The 15,508-nt window shown below is 69.7% G+C and carries 16 protein-coding genes; 11 read left to right on the plus strand and 5 right to left on the minus strand.

Translation table 11 applies throughout. The annotated features are described in order from the left end of the window. Positions 1–109 precede the first annotated feature (109 nt). Positions 110–286, plus strand: a complete 177-nt coding sequence (locus ACZ68L_RS21940) for a hypothetical protein (RefSeq protein WP_361444592.1) — start codon at positions 110–112, stop codon at positions 284–286. Between the two features lie 91 nt (positions 287–377). Here the strand turns inward: ACZ68L_RS21940 and ACZ68L_RS21945 are convergent, their stop codons facing one another. Then, positions 378–752 (minus strand): fluoride efflux transporter FluC, encoded by a 375-nt coding sequence (locus ACZ68L_RS21945; RefSeq protein WP_469579370.1) that lies wholly within the window; start codon positions 750–752, stop codon positions 378–380. Further along, the gene (locus ACZ68L_RS21950; RefSeq protein ID WP_469579371.1) at positions 752–1,219 is read right to left on the minus strand and encodes a fluoride efflux transporter FluC; all 468 of its coding nucleotides are present in this window, start codon (positions 1,217–1,219) and stop codon (positions 752–754) included. The genes ACZ68L_RS21945 and ACZ68L_RS21950 overlap by 1 nt, the downstream gene beginning before the upstream one ends. A 198-nt stretch (positions 1,220–1,417) precedes the next feature. Here ACZ68L_RS21950 and ACZ68L_RS21955 point away from each other — a divergent pair, with 198 nt between their 5' ends. From ACZ68L_RS21955 to ACZ68L_RS22000, 10 genes are all read left to right on the plus strand, one after another. Continuing rightward, on the plus strand, positions 1,418–2,380 hold the full coding sequence (locus ACZ68L_RS21955) for an urea transporter (protein ID WP_469579373.1): 963 nt from the start codon (positions 1,418–1,420) through the stop codon (positions 2,378–2,380). Positions 2,381–2,441: 61 nt separating this feature from the next. Beyond that, positions 2,442–2,747, plus strand: a complete 306-nt coding sequence (locus ACZ68L_RS21960; RefSeq protein ID WP_266750742.1) for an urease subunit gamma — start codon at positions 2,442–2,444, stop codon at positions 2,745–2,747. 5 nt (positions 2,748–2,752) lie between these two features. Next, positions 2,753–3,604 carry a cobalamin biosynthesis protein CbiX gene (locus tag ACZ68L_RS21965; RefSeq protein ID WP_469579374.1) on the plus strand — a complete coding sequence of 284 codons (852 nt, stop codon included), beginning with the start codon at positions 2,753–2,755 and terminating at the stop codon, positions 3,602–3,604. Next, complete coding sequence (locus tag ACZ68L_RS21970; protein WP_469579376.1) at positions 3,601–4,170, plus strand: urease subunit beta; 570 nt, start codon at positions 3,601–3,603, stop codon at positions 4,168–4,170. Before ACZ68L_RS21965 ends, ACZ68L_RS21970 begins: the two co-directional genes overlap by 4 nt. Beyond that, positions 4,170–5,894, plus strand: coding sequence for an urease subunit alpha (ureC, locus tag ACZ68L_RS21975; RefSeq protein WP_469579378.1), 1,725 nt, complete (start codon positions 4,170–4,172; stop codon positions 5,892–5,894). Before ACZ68L_RS21970 ends, ureC begins: the two co-directional genes overlap by 1 nt. Positions 5,895–5,901: 7 nt before the next feature. Then, complete coding sequence (locus tag ACZ68L_RS21980) at positions 5,902–6,672, plus strand: urease accessory protein UreF (protein ID WP_469579379.1); 771 nt, start codon at positions 5,902–5,904, stop codon at positions 6,670–6,672. Positions 6,673–6,701: 29 nt separating this feature from the next. Further along, positions 6,702–7,322, plus strand: coding sequence for an urease accessory protein UreG (ureG, locus tag ACZ68L_RS21985; protein ID WP_469579382.1), 621 nt, complete (start codon positions 6,702–6,704; stop codon positions 7,320–7,322). Between the two features lies 1 nt (position 7,323). Then, the gene (locus ACZ68L_RS21990; protein ID WP_469579383.1) at positions 7,324–8,289 is read left to right on the plus strand and encodes an urease accessory protein UreD; all 966 of its coding nucleotides are present in this window, start codon (positions 7,324–7,326) and stop codon (positions 8,287–8,289) included. 44 nt (positions 8,290–8,333) lie between these two features. Further along, positions 8,334–9,683, plus strand: coding sequence for an ammonium transporter (locus ACZ68L_RS21995; RefSeq protein ID WP_469579384.1), 1,350 nt, complete (start codon positions 8,334–8,336; stop codon positions 9,681–9,683). A gap of 303 nt (positions 9,684–9,986) precedes the next feature. After that, positions 9,987–12,353, plus strand: a complete 2,367-nt coding sequence (locus ACZ68L_RS22000; RefSeq protein WP_469579386.1) for an alpha-L-fucosidase — start codon at positions 9,987–9,989, stop codon at positions 12,351–12,353. A 12-nt stretch (positions 12,354–12,365) separates the two neighbouring features. Here ACZ68L_RS22000 and ACZ68L_RS22005 read toward each other — a convergent pair whose 3' ends face one another. The 3 genes from ACZ68L_RS22005 to ACZ68L_RS22015 are packed head-to-tail and all read right to left on the minus strand — an operon-like array spanning position 12,366 to position 15,194. Continuing rightward, positions 12,366–13,781, minus strand: coding sequence for a lipase maturation factor family protein (locus ACZ68L_RS22005; RefSeq protein ID WP_469579388.1), 1,416 nt, complete (start codon positions 13,779–13,781; stop codon positions 12,366–12,368). Between the two features lie 37 nt (positions 13,782–13,818). Then, a complete protein-coding gene (locus ACZ68L_RS22010; protein ID WP_469579389.1) occupies positions 13,819–14,343 on the minus strand; it encodes a DUF1990 family protein in 525 nt (174 codons plus the stop codon). After that, entirely contained in the window at positions 14,340–15,194 is an 855-nt protein-coding gene (locus ACZ68L_RS22015; RefSeq protein WP_469579391.1) for a YndJ family protein, read from the minus strand. The genes ACZ68L_RS22010 and ACZ68L_RS22015 overlap by 4 nt, the downstream gene beginning before the upstream one ends. Positions 15,195–15,508: the final 314 nt, after the last annotated feature.

Raw genomic sequence — 15,508 nt, forward strand, 5'->3', positions numbered from 1 at the left:
CACCGCGACCGTACTGTTCCTTCCCCCGCCCCTCGCGGGTGGCCGACTCCTGGTAATGAGGCCGGGGTGCCGGCGACGCCCGGGGCTACGCGACACAAAGGAGTGCGCGGTGACGACACCAGAACTGACGAAGCACGAGAAGCCTTCGGCCGAACGATACGGAGAGCGGGCCCGCAGGCCCGAGAAGCTCCGCAACATCGAGGTCTGGGCCAGGTCCGCGCCGATCCGGCTGGCCGGCTACGAGGAGGACCTCGCCGAGCCGCACATCCTGCCCGGCATCGACTGACCGCTTCGCGTCCGACCGCTTCACCCCCGAGCTCCGGCCCGCCTCCCGCAAGGGGCGGGCCGGAGCTCGGTCGTTCCGGCGCGTCCGCCGGTCACAGGACCGTGTCCGCCACCGCGGCCCCGGCGAACGAGAGCCCGACGCCCGCGCCGACGGTCAGCACCAGATAGCCGGCCGCGATGCCCGGACGGCGAGCCGAGGTGAAGGTCAGCAGCTCGTAGGAGAACGTCGACCACGTCGACAGGGCGCCGCAGAATCCGGTGGCGAGCAGGAGCTGGAGCCGGGGTCCGAGTTCCCCTCGGGTCACCGCCTCGGCGAGGAAGCCCAGGAGCAGGGCCGCACCGGCATTGGCCGCGAACGTGCCCCACGGAAAGACGGTGTGAAGGCGGAACTTGGCATCCACCCCGAGCAGGTAGCGAAGGGGCGCGCCGACCAGCCCGCCGGCGAGTACGAGCAGCCAGTCGAGCATCAGGCGCCGTCCTGTGTGCGGTGGTCGCGCCCGAAGGCGAGGTGGGTGGCGAACGCTCCCGCCGTCACGGCGGCCGACGCGGCCACGACCGTCAGCAGCAGGTAGCCGACCGCGTAGCCGGCCCGGTCGGCCTCGAACAGCTGCCGGACGTCGTCCGTGTAGAGCGAGAACGAGGTGAACCCGCCGAGCAGGCCGGTGCCCAGGAGCGGGCTGATCAGACGGGGCGCGCCGGGAAATCGCAGTTTCACGGTGACCATCAGGACACCCATGAGGAAGCAGCCCACCACGTTGACCAGCAGGCTCGTCCAGGGGAACGCCGAGGGGCCGGTCGGCCACAGGAGTTCGGCGCCGCGGCGGGCCGCAGTCCCCGCGGCGCCGCCGACCGCGACGACCGCGACGACGGTGAGCTGCACGCCGGGATGGTGATCGGGGTGGGTGAAACGGTGAAGCGCCATCTTCGGGGACATTCGGCGAACGTAATGAGCGCCGCCGGATGCGGGACCCCCAGCACGCTGAACGACTCGGGTCCGCACTCGAATGGATCTACCGAACGGCTCATAAGGGGAAAAAAGGCCCGTCATATGTATGGATGGCGGTGAGTGGTTCTTCGACCGCTCCGCACAGTCATGAGAGCGGCCCTCTCCGCCCGACCGTTGGAGCCCGCCTTGTCCATCGCCGAGCCGGATGCCGTCCGCAGGCTCGAAAGCCGGCAGCCGACCGCCTATCTCCTGGCATCGGTGCGTGGAGTCGGGCAGGTCGACCTCCAACCCGGGATCTGGACGGGCGCGTTCATCCTCGCCGGGCTGTGGGTCGCGGGCTGGCAGATCGGCCTGTTCGCCACGCTCGGCACGATGCTCTCCACGGCTACCGCCTACGCGCTGGGTGTGGACCGGTCGGGCATCGCCCTCGGCCTCCAGGGCTACAGCGGCTGCCTCACCGGCATCGCGCTGGTCGCCTCGCTCGGACACCACCCCGCCACCTATGTGCTCACCGTCGTCGGCGCGATCATGTGCACCCTGCTGATGGCAGCGCTGACCAACCTGCTCGCCCCCTACGGACTGACGGCGCTCACCGCACCGTTCTGCCTGGTCTCCGGCGTCATGGTGCTCGGGGCGCCGTCCTTCCACCGGGTCTGGCACGGTGCCCCGAAGGCCGTCTCCAGCGTCACCACCGGGGACACCGGAATCTCGTGGGACCACCTGTGGCACGCCTTCTTCACCAATGTGTCGCAGATCTTCCTGGTGGGTGAGTGGTACGTCGGGCTCATCATGCTCGTCGGCCTGGCTCTGGCCGGAGTGCGCGTGGTGCTGTACGCGGCGGCCGGCAGCGTCATGGGAATCGTCGCGGCCTGGGCACTCGGTGCCCCCACCGCGCTGATCGCCGAGGGCATCTACGGATACAACGCTGTTCTCGTCGCCATCGCCATCGGCGCGGTCTTTCTCACCGACACGGTGTGGAACGGGGCGTACGCGCTCTTCGGGGCCGCGGCCACCACCGGCCTCACGGCCTCACTGACGTCTTTCTTCAAGTCGTTCGGCGGCCACACCTTCACCTGGCCGTTCATCCTCACGACCTGGGCGTTCATGGCAGCCGTACCGCTGCTGACGCGCCTTCGCCGCAGCGACTGACCCCGCCCGCCCACGGACGTTCCCCACCCCTGTCCGCACAGCCCCGAGGAAGGTACTGACGATGAACCTCGCACCTCGCGAGATCGACAAACTGCTGGTGTACGTCGTGGCCGACCTGGCCCGTAAACGCCAGGGCCGCGGTCTCAAGCTCAACTACAGCGAGTCCGTCGCGCTGATCACCGAAGCGATCCTGGAAGCCGCCCGGGACGGCAGGAGTGTAGCCGACTGCATGGAACTCGGCCGCCAGATCGTCAGCGAGGACGACACCATGCCGGGCGTACGGGACATGCTCGGGCTGCTGCAGGTCGAGGCATCCTTCGTGGACGGCACCAAGCTGGTGTCCTGTCACGACCCCATCGGCGGCTGAGCCCGGTGTCCGACCGCTGCCGGGTGATCGCCGTGTGCGGGCATGAAGCCGCGTACGGGAAGGCGCTGCGCGGCCTGGTGGATCCCGCGGTGACCGTCGTACCCGGCGGACGCGAGCTGTTCCGGAGCGTCGCCGGACTGAGGCGCGGCGGCGAGGAGGTGTGCGTCGTCCCCATGACGCTGGGCCGTGACCCGGAGCTCGTCGCGGACTCCGCCCGTACGCTGCGCGCGCTGCCCGCCGACGAACGATCCGGGACCGTGCTCGCCGAGCCGTTCGGCACTTCCGGGCACCTGGTCGCCTGGCTGCGCGCGGCCGCGGTCCGCGCCCCCGATGCCGCGGCGCTGCTCGTCACCGCCCCGTCCGGTGATCCGTTCGAGGACGCCGAGCTGTACCGGGTCGCGAGTCTGGTCCGCCGATTCGGCAGTCACGCCCTGGTCGAGGTCGCGTTCGGCGGTGGCGATCCCGATCCGGTCGAGGGGGTGCGGCGCTGCAGGCTGCTCGGCGCCTCCCGCGTGGTGCTGCTCCCGGCCGCGTTCGTACCGCCCGAGGTGCCGGACGTATCGGGTACGCGGGTCGAACGCGCCGGTCCGCTGGTGCCGCCCGCCGCGCTGGCCCGAGTCCTCGCCGAGCGCGTGGCCGATGCCCGGCGGAAGTGGAGCGAGCGCGGTGACGACGGCATCGCGACCGGGCTGACCGCCGCCGACGAGCACGGCCACTCGCACACCCATCCGCCGGGCGAGGGCCACGACCACGGCCGTGGTCACGGACATGCACACACGCACACGCACCCACATCAGTACGCGCGTCAGCACCCGCAGGTAAAGGGTGCGGGCCCAGCCACCAGGAGCACCGTATGACGTTCCGTCAGAAATACCTCTACGGCAAGGACCCGATCGAGATCAACGCAGGTCGCCGCACTGTCAAGCTCACCGTCAGCAACACCGGCGACCGCGCGGTCCAGGTCGGGTCGCACTACCACTTCTTCGAGGTGAACTCGGCGCTGTCGTTCGACCGTCAGAAGGCGCTCGGCATGCACCTCAACATTCCCGCCGGAACCTCCGTGCGCATCGAACCCGGCGGAACCCGCGAGGTGGAGCTGTGCGCGTACGCCGGCACCGGGCGTCTCGTCGGCTTCAGCGGGTTGCTCAACGGCAGCCTCGCATCCCACCCGGCCAAGGTCGAGGCCGTCCGCAAGGCGATCGAGCAGGGCTTCCAGGGAGCCCGGAACGACGCCGACTCCGGCACACCGTCGAAGAGCAGAAGGAACACCAAGGACGCAGGGAGTCCGAAGAACCCGAAGGACTCCAAGGACTCCAAGGACTCCAAGGACTCCAAGGACTCCAAGGACTCCAAGGACTCCAAGGACTCCAAGGACTCCAAGGACTCCAAGGACTCCAAGCCGAAGAAGAAGGGTTCGCACTGATGCCCATCCTGCCGCGCAAGCAGTACACCGACATGTTCGGCCCGACGGTCGGCGACCGCTTCCACCTCGCCGACACCAACCTCGTCGTCGAGGTCGAGAAGGACTTCAGCGAGGGCCAGTACGGGGACGAGGTCCTCTACGGCGGCGGCAAGACCATGCGTGACGGCATGGCCTCGGACCCACAGGCCACCAGCGCCCAGGGCGCGCTCGACACCGTCATCACCAACGTCGTGGTCATCGACCCCGTCGTCGGCGTCGTCAAATGCGACATCGGCATCAAGGACGGGTTCATCGCGGGCATCGGGAAGTCGGGCAACCCGCAGACCCAGAACAACGTGCACCCGGACCTGGTCATCGGGCCCGGCACGGAGGCCATCGCCGGTGAGCACCTCATCGCCACCGCGGGCGCCATCGACACCCACGTCCACCTGATCTCGCCGCAACAGGCCGAGCAGGCGCTCACCAACGGCATCACCACCCTCATCGGCGGTGGCACCGGCCCGTCCGACGGCACGAACGGCACCACCTGCACGCCCGGCCCGTACAACATCGCCCGGTTCCTCCAGGCCGCCGAGACCTTCCCGGTCAACCTCGGCATCATGGGCAAGGGGAACGGCAGCCTGCCGGAGGCGCTCGACGAACAGATCGTCGCCGGGGCCTGCGCGCTGAAGGTCCACGAGGACTGGGGCGCCACCCCCGCCGTGATCGACAACGCGCTGAGCGTCGCGGACCGGCACGACATCCAGGTGGCCATCCACACGGACAGCCTCAACGAAAGCGGCTTCTTCGAGGACACCCGCTCCGCGATCGACGGCCGCACCATCCACACCTTCCACAGCGAGGGCGCGGGCGGCGGTCACGCCCCGGACATCCTGCGGGTCGCGGGCGAGCCGAACATCCTGCCGTCCTCCACCAACCCCACGCTTCCGTACACCAAGAACTCGGTGGACGAACTGCTCGACATGGTCATGGTCTGTCACCACCTCAGCCACGACATCCCCGAAGACGTCTCCTTCGCCGACAGCCGGGTCCGTGCTGAGACCATCGCCGCCGAATCGGTCCTGCACGACCTCGGGGTGATCAGCATGTTCTCCTCCGACTCGCAGGCCATGGGCCGGGTCGGCGAGTCGGTCACCCGGGCGTTCCAGACCGCCCACCACTGCAAGGACAAGCTCGGCACGCTGGAGGGCGACTCCGCCCGCAACGACAACCAGCGGGTGCTGCGCTATCTCGCGAAGATCACCATCAACCCGGCCGTCGCCACCGGGATCTCCGACCACATCGGCTCGATCGAGAAGGGCAAGCTCGCCGACATCGTGCTCTGGCCCATCCACTCCTTCGGCGCCAAGCCGAAGATGGTGATCAAGGGCGGCATCATCTCCTGGGCGCAGATGGGCGACCCCAACGCCTCATTGCCGACCCCGCAGCCGGTGATCTACCGGCCGATGTTCGGACAGTACGGCAAGGCCCTGCAAGCCACCCACGTCACCTTCATGTCCCAGGCCGGAATCGCCGCGGGGGTCCCCGCCGAACTGGGCCTGGAGCGCAAGGTGCTGCCGGTGAGCCGCACCCGGACCATCGGCAAGCACAATATGGTCCGCAACGACGCGCTGCCGGACATCAAGGTCGACCCGGAAACGTTCAAGGTCACCCTCAACGGCAAGGTCGCCACCATCGACCCGGCCCAGGAACTGCCCCTCAACCACCTGTTCTTCCTGGTCTAGGGGCTCGATGTACCGCGATGAGAGCGATATGCCGGGCGACCCGGCCCCGACCGCGACGGAGCTCGCCGCCATCGGGGCCGGGTCGCCCGGGTCCGGGCTCGGACCGCTGCTGGTCAGCCTCCAGCTGACCGACTCGGCGTTCCCGAGCGGCTTCTACACGCTGTCGCACAGCCTTGAGGGCTTCGCCCAGGCCAAGGCGGTCGGCCCCGCCGGCCTGTCGCCGCTGCTCGAAGACCTGCTGTTGCACGGTGTCGGACCGGCCGACGCCACCGCGCTCGCACTCGCCCACCGGGCGACGCGGGCGGGCGAACCGGAGGCCGTGGCCGGAATCGACGAGCATCTGTTCGCCACCAAGCTGGGCCGGGAGATGCGTCAGGCCGCCACCCGGACCGGCCGGCAGCTTCTCGACCTCGCCCAGGAAGTCTTCGACCGCCCCGAGATCGATGACTACTTCGCACGTGTGGAACGCCGGGAGGCACCCGGAACCCAGGCGGTCGCAGCGGGGGTCATCTACGCGGCGACCGGTGTGCCGGTCCGTCAGGCCGTCGCCTCCGACCTGTTCGCCTTCTGCGTCAGCTTCGCGGGAGCGGCCCTGAGACTGCGGCTGACCGACCACCGCAGGGCGCAGACCCTGCTGCGGGGCGCCGCACCCGTCATCGAGGTGGCGGTCGAGGCCGCGCTGCGGCGCGAACTCGCCGATGTCGGCGCCACCGTCTTCGCCTCGGACGTCATGTCGGGCCGTCATGAACGCGCCGAGGCCCGGCTCTTCGCCAGCTGATCCAACCACCCCCACGAACAAGGAGCACCATGGACGACAACGTACTGCGGGTCGGCATCGGCGGACCGGTCGGATCCGGCAAGACCGCGCTCATCGAGGCGCTGGTACCGGTACTGATCGAGCGCGGTCATCACCCCAGCGTCGTCACCAACGACATCTACACGCAGGAGGACGCCCAGCACATCCGCCGCACCCTCGACGGAGTCCTCGAACCGGAGCGGGTCGTCGGTGTCGAGACGGGCGCCTGCCCGCACACCGCCGTGCGGGACGACCCGACGATGAATCTGGCGGCGGGCGCCGAGATGCTGGAGCGCTTCCCCGACACCGACACGCTGCTCTACGAGTCCGGCGGCGACAATCTCACCCTCACCTTCAGCCCCGCGCTCGTCGATCTCTTCCTCTTCGTCCTGGACACCGCCGAGGGCGAGAAGATGCCCCGCAAGCGTGGGCCGGGCATCACCGATTCCGACCTGCTCGTCATCAACAAGATCGATATCGCGCAGTATGTGCGCACCGACATCGGCATCATGGAATCCGATGCCCACCGGGTCCGTGACGACCGCCCGGTGGTTCTCACCGACTGCCTCACCGGCGTGGGCATCGGGCACATCGCGGACTACCTCGAATCGCGCCGCAAGGCGCTGATCTGACATGCGGCCCACCCTGCCCCGCCCCGGCCCGGACCGTCTCGCCCCCGACTACTACACCGCGGTCCGTGTCCCGCCGGACGTGGCGGCCCTGGCGTCCGTGCCCGATACGCTCGCCCCCGGCTCCCCGGCCAAGGTGGGGATCCTCGATCTGGCCTTCGCCGTGCGGGGCGGGCGCACCGAACTCGTCGAGCGCTACCAGAAGACCCCGTTGCAGATCATGCGGCCGCTGTGGATCGACCCCGCCATGCCGGGGATGAGCCACGTCTATCTGATGGCGACCGGCGGCGGCATCGCCCAGGCCGACCGCTATCGGATGGACTTCCGCTGCGGTCCCGGCACCCAGGTGCATCTGACCACCCAGGCGGCCACCAAGGTCTTCCGGATGGAACACGACTACGCGAGCCAGCGCGTTCATCTGACGGCCGAGGCCGGCGCGTACGTCGAGTATCTGCCGGACCCGCTGATCCCCTTCAAGGACTCGCGGTTCTACCAACGGACCGAGGTCACGGTCGCGAGCGGCGCCACCGCGGTCGTCGGCGACACCCTCACCGCCGGGCGGCTCGCCCGCGGCGAGCGCCACGACTACCGGATCCTCGCCACGGACCTGCACATCGCCCGGCCCGACGGCACCCTCCTCGCCATCGACACCCTGCGCCTGACCCCGGGCGCGCAGGGGCCCGGCAACGGCGTCGTCGGGCCGGGCGTCTTCGCCGGGCACGATCACGTCGCGTCGCTGTTCGTGGTCACCGACCGCGTCCCGGCCACCGAGATCGCCGACACCCTGCACGAGGCGCTGGCCGGGCTCGGCGTGCTGTACGGAGTCAGCGTGCTGCCGCGCGACTGCGGCGCCTGGGTCAGGCTCCTGGACGACCGCCCCGTCGAGGTCGCCGCCGCACATGCCGCCGCCTGGCGGTCCGTGCACCGGCTCCTCACCGGGCATCCGGCACCCGACCTGCGTAAACCGTAGCCCGACCGACCCGCCCCCCCCACACCCCTACGAGGTATCCACAGATGAACACCGCTCCCGCGCCGATGCCACCCGCGTACGATTCCGGCGACACCGCCTGGCTGCTCGCCGCCACCGCCATGGTGCTGCTGATGACGCCGGGACTGGCGTTCTTCTACGGCGGCATGGTTCGCACCAAGCACATCCTGATGATGATCAAGATGAGCTTCGCCGCGCTCGCCTTCGGCACGCTCGTCTGGTGGGCGATCGGATACACGCTGGCGTTCGGCCCCGACGTCGGCGGCGCCGGACTCATCGGCAACCTCGACCATGTGTTCATGCACGACATCGGGCTGACCACGCTGACCGGTCACATCCCCACGTATGTCTACAGCACGTTCCAGATGGGCTTCGCGATCATCACCGTCGCGCTGGTGAGCGGCTCGATCGCGGACCGTGCCACGATGAAGGGCTGGCTCGTCTTCGTCGTGCTGTGGCTGCTCATCGTCTACATTCCGCTCGCGCACTGGGTGTTCGACCAGGACGGCTGGATCGTCAAGCACCTCGGCGCGCTCGACTTCGCCGGCGGTCTGCCGGTGGAACTCAACTCCGGCGTCGCGGGTCTCGCCGTCGCGCTCGTGCTGCGGGCGCCGCGCGACTTCGCCCGTCGTGAGGAACGGCCCAACAACATCCCACTCGTCGTGATCGGTGTCGGGCTGCTCTGGTTCGGCTGGTTCGGCTTCAACTCCGGTTCCGCGCTGAGCGACCAGGGCACGGCGGCCGGCGCCTTCATCAACACCCAGCTCGGCGCCGCGGGCGCCATGATCACCTGGCCGCTGGTCGAGAAGTGGCGCACCGGCACGGTCACCACGATGGGCGTCGTCTCCTCGGCCGTCGCCGGCATGGTCGCCATCACCCCGGCCTGCGGTGAGATCAACACCCTCGGCGCGGTGATCACCGGTCTCGTCGTGGGCGCGGTCTGTGCCTTCGCGATCACGCTCAAGTTCCGCTTCAACGTCGACGACACGCTCGATGTGGTGGGTGTGCACGGTGTCGGCGGGCTGATCGGACTGATCATGGTCGGTCTGTTCGCCACCGCGCGCATCAGCGGCAGGAAGGGGCTCTTCTACGGCGGCGGCTGGGGGCTGTTGGGCAAACAGCTCGTCGCGATCGTCTCCGTGATCGCGTTCTCCTTCATCCTCACCTGGCTCATCGCGAAGGTGGTCCAGCTGACCGTCGGCTTCCGCGCCGAGGACGAGTACGACAAGGTGCCGGGTTCGGAGGTGGAGCGCGCGTACGACTTCCAGACCGCCGAGCGCCTCGGCGCCTTGGTCTCGGGCAAAGCCGTGACCAGCGACGACGAGCTCGTCCGCCAGATCACCAAGCTGCTGCGGGCCCGGGAGGAATCGAGATAGGGAACCCGGCCGGGGCCGGCGTGGATCGTTCGGCCCCAGGCGTGAATCCGCTTCAGAGCGACCGGCACATGGGGGGCGGCGTCGCGGGGCTGGGCACGCACATCTGCGGCGTTGTCGTCAGTCGACAACACTCCGCGTTGCCTCCCTCCTCCGCCTTGCAGCTGCACGCACCCAGCCCCGCTCCTTCTCCCACCCCCCACGTGCCGGTCGCTCTTAGTCATCGGATGGTTGTGGGGTACGGGTTTCGTTCTGTCTGGAAGATTGCATTGACAGGTTCGCTTCGTGCTCCAATCATCGGATGTCATGACCGAACTTCCCAGACGCCATGTACTCGGAATGACGGCAGGGGCGGCAGTCGGCGCCGCCCTGCTCATCCCCGCCACCGCCGATGCGGCCCCGCGCACCGGAGCCGCCCGAGCGCCCGCAGCGGCCGGTGCCCACGACGGAGACTGGGGCACCGTCCCCGCCGCCGTCCCCGTGCCCCTCGACAGCTGGTTCGACAACGACGGCATCGACACCGCCGATGCCCGCGGCGGCAACTTCGACGGCTCCGGCTACACCTTCCCCGGCGAGGAACTCCCCGCCGGTGAACGGAACATCGACGGCACCGCGTTTCTCTTCCCCGGCTCCGGAGCGGGTGTCAGGAACAACATCGTCGCCCTCGGGCAGCGCATCGACCTCCCGCCGGGCCGCTACCTCTCCGGCCTCTTCCTCACCGCGTGCAGCTACGGCGCCGCATCCGGCAGGGCCACGGTCCACTACGCCGACGGCACCACCTCGACCCCGGTCCTCGGCGGCCCCGACTGGTACTCGGGGAGCGGCGCCGTCACCGCCGCGTACCGCTACACGGCCGACGGCGCCAAGGACGGCCATCAGGTCTCCATCGCCGTCAGCGAGATCGCGCTCGACCCGGCCAGGGAAGCCGTCGCGCTCACCCTGCCCACCACCCAGCCCGCCGAGGCCGGCAAGCCGTCCCTGCACATCTTCGCGCTCTCCCTCCAACCAGCCGCCCAGGGGCGGGCGTTGACCCTGCGCGACGCCCACTCCACCACCTCGTTGCTGGACTCCGGCGCCCAGAGCGTCGAGGCCACCGTCGTCAACGCGGGCACGGTCGGCATCCTCGCCGCGGACGGCCTCACGCTCGCCGTGGACGTGCCCGGAGCCCGTACCGTCGCACCCGCCCGCATCAGCCGGCTCGCCCCCGGCGACCAGGCCCGCGTCCGTATCGGCATCCGCAACAGGCCCGGCACCGCGCCCGGCACCGCCCAGGACGGCAACGTCGTCGCCCGCGGTCGCGGACAGCAGGCCGCCACCGTCCGCCGTTCGCTCACCCTCGGCGTCCCCGACTACGCCCCGACCGACGAATCCCTCTCCACCCATCAGGCGCCGTACTGGTTCCAGGCGGCCAAGTTCGGGATCTTCATCCACTGGGGGGTCTACTCGGTACCCGCCTGGGCTCCGGTCGGCACGCAGTACGCCGAGTGGTACTGGAACCAGATGCAGGACCCCAACAACCCCACCTACACCCACCATCGCGACACCTACGGAGAGTCCTTCGCCTACGACGACTTCATCCCGCGGTTCCGCGCCGAGCGCTTCGACCCGCGCTCCTGGGTGGAGCTGTTCCGGGACGCGGGTGCGCAGTACCACGTACTCACCTCGAAGCACCACGAGGGCTTCGCGCTCTGGGACACCAAGCTCTCCGACCGCAACGCCGTCAAGATGGGGCCGAAGCGCGACCTCGTCAAGGAACTCTTCGACGCCTCGCGCCGCTACACCCCCGAACTCCACCCGGGGCTGTACTTCTCGGTGCCCGAGTGGTTCAACCCCGACCACCCCTGGATGGGCCACGCCCCGCGCAATCCGTACACCCTGGAGCCCGTCCCGTACACCGGGTACACGGCGGGCAAGGACTACGTCACCCAGTTCCAGGGCCCGCAGATGCTGGAGCTGATCCACCGGTACGGCCCCGAGATCCTCTGGTGCGACATCGGCGGCGACAACGACAGTCACCGCGTGCTCGCGGAGTACTTCAACCACGCCAAGAACCGTGCCCGCCCGATCGAGGTCACCGTCAACAACCGTTCGGGGATCGGGCCGCACGACTTCACGACGCCCGAGTACACGACGTACGACCAGATCGTCACCGCGAAGTGGGAATCGAGCCGCGGCCTCGACCCGTACAGCTACGGCTACAACGCCCAGACGCCGGACGAGAAGTACATGACGGCGGAGGAGATCGTGCACTCGCTCGTCGACATCGTCTCCAAGAACGGCAACTTCCTGCTCGACATCGGGCCGAGGGCCGACGGCACGATCCCCGACATCATGCAGCGCAGGCTGCGCGAGGCGGGGGAGTGGCTGAAGACGAACGGGGAGGCGATCTACGACACCACGTACTGGGCACGGATGCCGCAGCTCGGCGAGGACCTGCGGTTCACGGTGCGGCCCGACAATGCCTTCTACATCCACTCCCTGGCCCGGCCCGGTTCCACCCTGACCGTCGAGGCGCCGGTGCCGATCCGCGGCGGTGACCGGGTCACCCTGCTCGGTCACGACCGGCCGCTCGGCTGGCGCACCACGGGCGGCTCGCTGGTGATCGACGTACCGGCGGCGGCCCGCAGGAGCGGGAAGCACGCCTGGGTGTTCAAGATCGCCTGGTCGGGCTGAGCCGGGCGGTACCTACGGGACGGCCCTCAGCGAGACGGGGGGCATGAAGTCGCGTACGTAGGTGCGGTGCCACCAGCGTCCGGTGGCCCGCAGTTCGCGCCAGGACGTGTACCGGTACCGGTACACCCTGGCGCGGACGTGCGTGGGCGGCGCCTCGGGGAACGGGTTGTGACGCAGCAGCCGCAGCGTGTCCCGGTCGTTCTCCAGCAGCCGTTCCACGAACTGCCCGAACCAGGGGCCCGCGTACGCGGGGGAGAGTGCCGCGAACCACATCAGCCAGTCGAGCCGCAGATGGTACGGGGCGAACTGGCGCGGCAGCCGGCGCGGATCGCCGGGCTTGCCGCGGAATCCGTACTCCTGCCAGACCGTGCCCTCGTGGAGCACTCGCTCCTTCGTGCCCTCGACCACGACCTCCAGCCTCAGCCGGCTGATGCTCCCGAACGCGCCGTAGGTATTGACCAGATGCAGCGGGTCGAACGAGCGGTTCATCACCTGGCGGCGGGAGACGAGATTGCGCGCCGGGCGGTAGCTGAGGAACACCACCAGCGCGGTGACCGCGATGACGACGATCTCGTACCAGAGGGGCGGCGCGGACTGTGCGGGCGGCTCGGTGAACAGGGACCAGTCGACGGCGGACAGGGCGAGGGTGATCGTCACCCAGTTCAGCCAGGCGAAGTTCCCCGAGAGGACCAGCCACAACTGGGTGACGATCATCAGCCCCGCCGCCGCGCTCGCCACCGGCTGCGGAGTGAAGAGGAGCACCGGTACCAGGAGTTGGGTGACGTGGTTGGCCGCCACCTCGGCCCGGTGGACGGGCTTCGGCAGCCGGTGGAAGAACCAGCTCAGCGGTCCCGGCATCGGCTGGGTCTCGTGGTGGAAGTACAGGCACGTCAGCTTGCGCCAGCACTCGTCGCCACGGATCTTGATCAGCCCGGCGCCGAACTCCACCCGGAACAGCACCCAGCGCAGCAGCCACAGCACCAGCACCGGTGGAGCCGTGTCCGCGTTGCCGAGAAAGACGGCGAGGAAGCCGGTCTCCAGCAGCAACGACTCCCAGCCGAAGCCGTACCAGGTCTGGCCGACCTGGACGATCGACAGATACAGAGCCCAGGGCAGTGCCCAGAGCAGCATCGCCGCCCAGAGCGGTACGTATGAGTCCACGCCCGCGAGCAACGCGACGGCGAGCGCGCAGCCCATCCAGGCGACGAGGGCGAAGAAGCGGTCGGAGTAGTGGAGCCGGAAGAGGCCGGGCGCGCTGCGCCAGTCCGTGCGCCGCAGGAAGTCGGGCACGGGCAGCATGCCCCGTTCACCGATCAGCGCCCGGAACTGGAGCGCGGCGGTGAGAAAGGCGAACAGATACACACCGGCGAGAGCCCGCTGGAAGATCAGCCGGCTGAGCCAGTACCCGTCTGCGGTGAACCACTCCATCGCTTCCAGTATCGGGCCGACGGCCCGGGTCAGCCCCTCAGAGCCGCGCGTTCCGCCCTTCGGCGACGATCCGGCGCAGCGTGGTGCCGAGCCGCCGGGCGTACAACCGCTGCAGCACCGGTACGACGGGCCCCGCGAGCCGGGCGTACCAGGCGGCCGGGCGGCTGAACGCCATGACGGTGAACCACACCGTCCCGTCGTCCGCCAGCTCCACCACGAAGGACTCCTCGCCACGCTCCGGGTGCCCCGTGCGTGTTCCGTAGCCGAATCCGATGCGATCGCTCTCGTGCGCCGCCCAGATGACCAGGCAGGGTGCGGTGAACCGGAACGGGCCGACGCCGAGCGACACCCGGACCAGGACCCCGGCCTGGGCACGGGCCGCCGACGCGTGGACCCGGGCCCCGCTGTCGCGATGCATGCGCCAGTCGGTGACCGCCGCGCCCGCCGCCGCCAGATCGGCCCGGCCGCGACCGACCCGGGTCCGGTGGTGGAGGTGGTGGTAGCCGTCGGGGAGCGGGCCCAGACGGGTGGCTCCGACCTCGGAGTAGTTGAGGGCGCTCATGCGGTCCTGCCTTCGTGATCGGTGGGGTTCTGGAGCCTCTGCCAGGCGAGCACCGAGCAGAGCGCGAAGCCCAGCGCGTTGCCGAGACCGTGGGTGGCGGCCATCCAGGTCAGTGTGGGGTGCGGGAGCCCGGTGGCCTCGCCGAGTGCCCAGCTCAGTGCGAGCACCATGGTGACCGCGAGCACGGCGGACGAGGTGGCGAGCAGCAGCCGGGTGATCCGGTCCCGTTGCCGGCCGCGGATCGCTTGCCAGGTCAGGAGGGCGACGGACCACATGCCCGCTGTCAGGACCACCGCCCCGGCCAGCTCGGCCCAGTCCCCGACGAAGTAGCCGATCAGGACGAGCAGGGTGCCCAGCGGGACGCTCAGCGCGGCGAACCTGCCCGCGGCGGTGTCGGCGACCCGGCAGACGAGTCCCGCGACGAGCGCGGCGGCGAATCCGGCGAAGTGGAAGTGCGGCACGGTGAGCGCGAGGATGCCGAGCCCGAAGCCGAAGAGTGTGTGCCCCGAGCGTTCGGCGACCAGCGCGGTGGCCGCGATCGAGGGGGTGACGAGGGCGGTGAGCAGGGCGATCTCGGCGGGTGCCACGGCGGACGCGTCGGGGTCCGCGCGGTTGTGGAGCAGCCGCGCAGGGGCATGCAGGGCCAGGAGTAAGGCCCCGAGCGCGTAGCAGGCCGCCAGGACGGTGGCCGGCACGCCGCGCGGCAGCCAGAGAGCGACGGCGCCGGGCAGGGCGAAGAGCGGCCACAGACGGCGCATCCGGTCCAGCTCGGGCGCTCCTGCCAGCCGCAGCCCCGCGGGGACCACCACGAGCATGCCCAGCATCACGATCAGATCGACCAGTACAGACATCGAGCCCCCCGACTTGAACGTGTTCAAGTGTGTTCGTCGAGGACTCTACGGCTTCTCTTGAACGCGTTCAAGAGAAGCCGTGGGGAAGGCGGTTGCGGAGATCGGCCCAACGGGCAGGGCAGCCGGTGCTGTGGCCGGAAAGGTTTGCCGGAAGCTCGCGGCGTCCGGTGCGGTGCGTCGCGAGGCGGAGGATCGCCTCGTGCCGGACGCACTCGGGTGATGCGGCAACGCGGCGAGGTGCCGTGCCGGGCGTCGCGAGCCGGTGAACCTTTCCGGTCACAGCACTGGGCCGAGGCGGGCTGCGGCGGGATCCG

The sequence above is a fragment of the Streptomyces sp. NPDC104309 genome (genome assembly GCF_055584025.1).

Bases quoted from the DNA above. Each gene is read 5' to 3' on its own strand.
- ACZ68L_RS21945 (WP_469579370.1), bottom strand. From the start codon at position 752: ATGCTCGACTGGCTGCTCGTACTCGCCGGCGGGCTGGTCGGCGCGCCC.
- ACZ68L_RS21950 (WP_469579371.1), bottom strand. From the start codon at position 1,219: ATGTCCCCGAAGATGGCGCTTCACCGTTTCACCCACCCCGATCACCAT.
- ACZ68L_RS21960 (WP_266750742.1), top strand. From the start codon at position 2,442: ATGAACCTCGCACCTCGCGAGATCGACAAACTGCTGGTGTACGTCGTG.
- ACZ68L_RS21970 (WP_469579376.1), top strand. From the start codon at position 3,601: ATGACGTTCCGTCAGAAATACCTCTACGGCAAGGACCCGATCGAGATC.
- ureC (WP_469579378.1), top strand. From the start codon at position 4,170: ATGCCCATCCTGCCGCGCAAGCAGTACACCGACATGTTCGGCCCGACG.
- ACZ68L_RS21980 (WP_469579379.1), top strand. From the start codon at position 5,902: ATGTACCGCGATGAGAGCGATATGCCGGGCGACCCGGCCCCGACCGCG.
- ureG (WP_469579382.1), top strand. From the start codon at position 6,702: ATGGACGACAACGTACTGCGGGTCGGCATCGGCGGACCGGTCGGATCC.
- ACZ68L_RS21990 (WP_469579383.1), top strand. From the start codon at position 7,324: ATGCGGCCCACCCTGCCCCGCCCCGGCCCGGACCGTCTCGCCCCCGAC.
- ACZ68L_RS21995 (WP_469579384.1), top strand. From the start codon at position 8,334: ATGAACACCGCTCCCGCGCCGATGCCACCCGCGTACGATTCCGGCGAC.
- ACZ68L_RS22000 (WP_469579386.1), top strand. From the start codon at position 9,987: ATGACCGAACTTCCCAGACGCCATGTACTCGGAATGACGGCAGGGGCG.
- ACZ68L_RS22005 (WP_469579388.1), bottom strand. From the start codon at position 13,781: ATGGAGTGGTTCACCGCAGACGGGTACTGGCTCAGCCGGCTGATCTTC.
- ACZ68L_RS22010 (WP_469579389.1), bottom strand. From the start codon at position 14,343: ATGAGCGCCCTCAACTACTCCGAGGTCGGAGCCACCCGTCTGGGCCCG.
- ACZ68L_RS22015 (WP_469579391.1), bottom strand. From the start codon at position 15,194: ATGTCTGTACTGGTCGATCTGATCGTGATGCTGGGCATGCTCGTGGTG.